The sequence below is a fragment of the Catenulispora rubra genome, assembly GCF_015356825.1.
Lineage (GTDB): Bacteria > Actinomycetota > Actinomycetes > Streptomycetales > Catenulisporaceae > Catenulispora > Catenulispora rubra.
This window is the reverse complement of the sequence record NZ_JAACYW010000478.1, coordinates 1-5183: the sequence shown is the minus strand read 5'-3', so window position 1 is coordinate 5183 and position 5183 is coordinate 1. Positions and strand designations below refer to the sequence as shown.

Sequence of the window (5183 nt, the reverse complement as noted above, 5' to 3'; positions counted from 1 at the left end):
CCCACCCGACCGCCGACCCCACTGCGGCACCCGCGCCCGACGCCGTGCCGCCGACCCACCTTGGACACCTGACGATGGTTTGGCTCCGCCGCCCGCCTGCCCGGCGTGACATCGCCGTGGCACCGGGCAGCCTGTCCGCAGACCCGGCGGCCGACGCCATCCCGGTGACGGTCACCCCCTCGCACTCCACGTGGCCACAGCGGCTGCTGCCGTACCTGCTCATCGCCATCATCGTCATGGCCGACATCGCCACCCCCAAAGACGTCACCTTCTCCTCCACCCTGTCGGTCGCCCCGGCGCTGTCGGCGCTGCTGACCCGCTCGCTGTTCCAGACCATCGCCGCCGCGGTCACCGCCACCGTCGTCTCCGCGGTGCTGTACGGGTACTCGCTGCACGTCGCCGGCGAGGTCGAGGTCGCCGCCTGCGGCGCGATCGTCGCGGTCACCGTGGTCAGCTGCGTCAGCCTCGGCCTAGTAGGTCGGCAGTCGCGGATGCTGGCGAACGTGCGCAGCGTCGCCGAGACCGCCCAGCACGTCGTGCTGCGGGAGGTGCCGCCGGAACTGGCGCAGGTCCGCACCGCCGTCGCCTACCGCGCCGCCGCCGCCGAGGCCCGCATCGGCGGCGACCTGTACGAGGCGCTGTCCACCCGCTTCGGCGACCGGCTGCTCATCGGCGACGTCCGTGGCAAAGGCCTGCCCGCCGTCGAAGCCGCCGCCGACGTGCTCGGCGTGTTCCGCGAAGCCGCCTACACCGAACCCGACCTGTCCCGGGTCGCCGACCGCATGCACGCCATGCTCGCGCGCCGCCCCGCCGGCACCGAGGAGTTCGTCACCGCCGTACTGCTGTCGGTCGACCCCGAGCGGCCCACCGTGGAAGTGGTGAACTGCGGCCACCCCCCGCCGCTGCTGATGCGCGACGGCCACGTCGCCGTCCTGGCCCCGGCCGAACCCGGCCCGCCCCTGGGCCTGTTCGACCTCGCCTCCCCGCCCGGCAGCGCCTCCGCGCCCGCCTGGGCCCGCTTCGCCCCCGGCGACACCCTGCTGCTGTACACCGACGGCACCACCGAAGCCCGCGACCACACCGGCCGCTTCTTCGACCTGCCCGCCTTCCTCACCGGCCGCCCCGCCACCAGCCCCGCCGAACTGACCCGCCAGATCCTCACCGGCCTGGCCGCCCACGCCGGCGCGCGCCTGGACGACGACGTCGCGCTGCTGGTGGTACGGCGCAAGCCGTACGTGCCGGGACCGGCTGCGGAGCTATAGGGACGCGGCGGCGTCGGCGCGCGCCGAAGTCGTGGCGGCGGGATCTTGCCGTAAGCAGTCGGCGGCGGGGGACTGGTTGTCAGTGCCCTCGGCGAGGCTGGGACGCATGCCGATCCACATCGCCAGCCGCCGACGCTCCGCCGCATCCCTGGCCACGGCGTACCCCGGGGCCCGCATCATCGACGTCACCTCGAAAGGACCGCAGCCGTGGGTGCGGATGAGCCCGTTCTACCCGCACGGCGACATCCCGGTGCCGCTGGGCGGCGGTGCGGTCGCACAGTCGGTGGAGGGGATCTGGCAGGCACTGAAGGTGTTCGCCGACCACGACGTCGACACCCGCAAACTGGAAGTGGTGTCGATGACCGGGCTGAAGCGGACCGTCCGCAAGTACGGGCCCGTACTGGGCCACCGCGCCGGACTCACCGGCCAGGAACTGCTGCCGTATGAGGAAGCGCGACGCCGCATCTTCCTACCCGCCTACCGCTGGGTGCTGGAGAACAACGTCGCCGACCTCGTCGCCGAACTACGCACCGCAGCCGGCGAAGGCGACGTCGTGCTGCTGGACTACACGGTCAACGGCGACGTCACCGACACCACCAGCGCCCTGTCGCACGCCGCACTGATCCGGCTGTACGTCACGAACAAGTGGCCCACCGCGTAGCAACCTTGGGCCAAAGCAATAGGGGGTGTCCGGCCGGCGCGCGCCGGCCGGACACCCCCTCAGCAGTCAGGTCCGTGTTTCTTCCGAACGTCCCGGCGCCCTACTTGTACCGCGAAGAACTGTCGTGCCACTCCAGACACCCGCCCAGCCACGCCCGCGCGCCGAGCACGAACCGCTGCAGCTCAGGCGACGGCAGCGCCGCCAGCGCCGCGCGGCTGGCCTCGAAGCCGCGCACGATGTCGTTGTGCAGCGCCACCACTTCCTCGGTGGCCTCGGCGATGGAGATGTCGCGTTCGGCGGCCAGCAGCAGCACCAGGTTGCAGTCCGGGTCCTCCCCGGCCTCGCGTTCGGCCGATGCCAGGTCGTTCACCAGCACCGCGGCGGTGCCGGCCTGCATCAGGGCGCGGTGGAACAGCGGGTTGGCGAACAGCTCCGGTGGGAGTTCGTAGCCGCCGACGATGTCGATGAGGATCATCGAGGTGTAGAAGCTGTCGTGCTGGCGCGCCGCCAGGTACCGCCACGCCTCCGGCGTCAGGCCCGCGTGCCGCCAGGCGTTGTAGGCGTTCCAGGACACGTACATCTGGTGCGTGGTGTGCCGGACCCGCATCACCTGCGCCGCCGAGGCGTGCCGGGTGACGTGCGCCAGCGCCGAGCGCAGCGACACCAGCACCGGGTCGGACACCACCGCCTCGCGCAGCGGCGCGCTGAACTCCCCGGCCGGCGGCGGCGGGTCCAGCGCCGAGGACACCAGCGCCAGGCGCCCCGGCAGCGCCTCGGCGACGGCGCCCAGCTCGGTCTCGTCGGCGTAGTAGTCGTCGGAGGCCCACCAGGCGGCGTTCATCTGCGCCGAGACCAGCAGCAGGTCCGGATCGTCGCACTCCGGATGCGCGAGGGTGATCAGCCGGCCGAAGCCGGTCTCGGCGAACTCCTCCAGGTGCCCGGCGTGCAGCCCGATCCGCTCGGCCCAGGCCACCAAACGATCGTTGACGTCGGTGGCCAGGGCCTCGTCGATGCGGGCCGTCGCCGGGCAGTACAGCGGGGAGTGCGAACCGTCGCCCCAGGGCCGCAGCGGAATCGGCGCCGGCGCCAGCCGCTCCGGATGCTGGGAGGGGCGCAGCAGACCCTCCGGCCCCGGATCCACGTCGTCACGGTGCCAGTGCTCCGAGACGCCCTCGGCACCGGGAACGCCGGGCAGCCCGGCCTCCCACGGCGGCCGCGCCGGAGGCGGCCCGGTCAACGCGGCCAGGCCCGGCAGCACACCGCCGGAAACCAACCCAGTGTCGGCGATCAGGGTCATGGCGTAACTCCCCGCGTGCTCGAGAATCGGCGGATCAGACCTGTCGGATCAGAACCCGGCGGATCAGACCTTGTCGGCGGCGATCATCAGGTAGTGGAAGCTGCCCTCCTTGTACGCGGTCAGGAACGCCTCCTCGATCCCGGTGGTCACGTTCGACTGCTGCCGCAGCTCCCAGTACGGGATCGTGGTCGCCGTCAGGTCGACCACGCTGATCGGCACCAGCCCGTTGGCGACCATCGCCGCGAAGTACCCCGAGCGCGGGTGGATGTCGCAGATGTAGTGCGCGTTGATCTGGCTCACCGACCGCGACGGCAGCGCCCCGTAGGCGTCGTTGAAGCAGCCGGTGATGGTGACGTACCGGCCGCCCGGCGCCAGGGAGCGCGCATGCTCGGCGAACAACGTGTTCAGATCCACGTACATCGTGGACTCGTTGTTCCAGATCGCCTGGAACGTGCCGTCGGCGAACCCATTGTCCAGCATGTTCCGCAGGTGGTAGTTCACCTGCCCGGCCAGCCCCATCTGCTCCGCGCGGTTGTTCGCGAAGTCCACCTGCTTGCCGGAGATCGACAACCCGTCGACCCGGCACCCGAACCGCAGCGCCGCCATCAGCGACGTGCCGCCGCGGCCCGACCCGGCGTCCAGCAGCCGCTGCTCGGCCGTGACCGGCCCCAGCTGGTCCAGCAGGAACTCGGCCTGCGCCGTCTCCAACCGGTGCATCTCGGCGATGATCCGGGCCTCGCGGTCGTCGGCCGGGGCCTGCAGCACCGACCAGTCGACATCCCCGATGCCGTAGTGGTGGTGGTAGATGCCGTCCACCTCGCCTAAGCGGATGTTCACCGGGTTCTTCTCCCGGTCCCAATAATCGGCGACAGACTCCTGATAGCGGCTGGTGACAGCGGACTGCGAACCCATGGCGGAACCACCCTTCGTAGAGGCACTGCGAGGTCAGCTACGTCGTAGGGACAAGGACGGATACAGACGGATACAGCAGGAAAGAAGCTCAAGAAACGGCGTGCCAGGTACGGTGCCCGCCGAGCCACGTCCACAGCGCCGACAGGTACCGGCGCGTCGCCGGATCCGCCGTGGCGGCCAGCTGCGAGGCGTGGTGCATGAACGCCCGCATCGCCTCGTCGTGGACCTCGGCGGCACGCCGGCCGGCGGCCCCCGGGCCCAGACCGTCGGTGTTGGCGATCGCCGCCGTGAGGCCCGTCGGCGACGGCTCGGCGATGTCGTGCAGCAACGCCGCCGCCAACGCCGCCAGCCGCTGCGCACGCCGCAGCTCCGGATCCGCGGCCGCCGACGGCGACACCTCGAACCCGTTCACCGCGTCCAGCGCAGCCAACGCCGGGCTGTAGGCGTTGACGTGGCCCAGCGACAGGTACTCCCACGGCGGACGCGGCGCACCACCGGCAGCCGGTGCGGCGGCCGACAACGACTCGCACTCGCTGCGGACCCGGTCCACCTGATACGGCGAGGACGGCAGGGCGCTGAGCCCGGCCAGCGCCGAAGCCAGCGCCGGGTCCGCGATACCGGCGCGCGCCGGATCGGGCCGGGACCGCAACGCAGCGTCCGGCATGTCGCAGGCGTCGTAGACCTCGGCGATGGCGTCGTCCAGGGCCTGGGCCAGTGCGGCAGCGGCAGGCTCAGGTACCGCGGCAGCCGAGCCCGCAGCCACGGCCGCATCCGGATCGCCGGAGACGCTGTCGGCCCGGAGCGCGGCACCGAGCCGCAGAGCAGAGCCACCGAGACCGCCGGCGCCACTCACCCCGCCGAAACCGCCCACGCGACCGAGACTGCCCGCGCCGCTTACGTTGCCCGCGCTGCCCGCCACGTCCGCCGCACGCGCGGCCGCGGCACCCGCGGCGTCTGCTGCACCCGCCGCGTCTACCAAGCCTGCCGACCCCGCCGGCGCGCGCCGCAGCAGTTCCTCATCCCGCCCCCCGAGCGCCCCGCCGGCCAGCAG

Annotated in this window: 4 protein-coding genes and 1 pseudogene; 2 read left to right on the top strand and 3 right to left on the bottom strand. The window is 72.2% G+C overall.

The window, feature by feature from the left end:
- Both GWK61_RS52615 and GWK61_RS52610 read left to right on the top strand, forming a co-directional pair.
- Positions 1-1262, top strand: a 1262-nt coding sequence (locus GWK61_RS52615; RefSeq protein ID WP_228564432.1) for a PP2C family protein-serine/threonine phosphatase, incomplete at its 5' end; no start/stop codon positions are given.
- A gap of 106 nt (positions 1263-1368) precedes the next feature.
- The gene (locus GWK61_RS52610) at positions 1369-1923 is read left to right on the top strand and encodes a DUF6939 family protein (RefSeq protein ID WP_194921788.1); all 555 of its coding nucleotides are present in this window, start codon (positions 1369-1371) and stop codon (positions 1921-1923) included.
- A gap of 100 nt (positions 1924-2023) precedes the next feature.
- Here the strand turns inward: GWK61_RS52610 and GWK61_RS52605 are convergent, their stop codons facing one another.
- The 3 genes and pseudogenes from GWK61_RS52605 to GWK61_RS52595 all read right to left on the bottom strand — a co-directional run.
- Entirely contained in the window at positions 2024-3220 is a 1197-nt protein-coding gene (locus tag GWK61_RS52605) for a family 2 encapsulin nanocompartment cargo protein terpene cyclase (RefSeq protein WP_194921786.1), read from the bottom strand.
- Between the two features lie 63 nt (positions 3221-3283).
- On the bottom strand, positions 3284-4132 hold the full coding sequence (locus tag GWK61_RS52600; protein WP_194921784.1) for a geranyl diphosphate 2-C-methyltransferase: 849 nt from the start codon (positions 4130-4132) through the stop codon (positions 3284-3286).
- An 88-nt stretch (positions 4133-4220) separates the two neighbouring features.
- A pseudogene (locus GWK61_RS52595) lies at positions 4221-5183 on the bottom strand (hypothetical protein); the annotation flags it as partial.

Bases quoted from the DNA above. Each gene is read 5' to 3' on its own strand.
- GWK61_RS52610 (WP_194921788.1), top strand. From the start codon at position 1,369: ATGCCGATCCACATCGCCAGCCGCCGACGCTCCGCCGCATCCCTGGCC.
- GWK61_RS52605 (WP_194921786.1), bottom strand. From the start codon at position 3,220: ATGACCCTGATCGCCGACACTGGGTTGGTTTCCGGCGGTGTGCTGCCG.
- GWK61_RS52600 (WP_194921784.1), bottom strand. From the start codon at position 4,132: ATGGGTTCGCAGTCCGCTGTCACCAGCCGCTATCAGGAGTCTGTCGCC.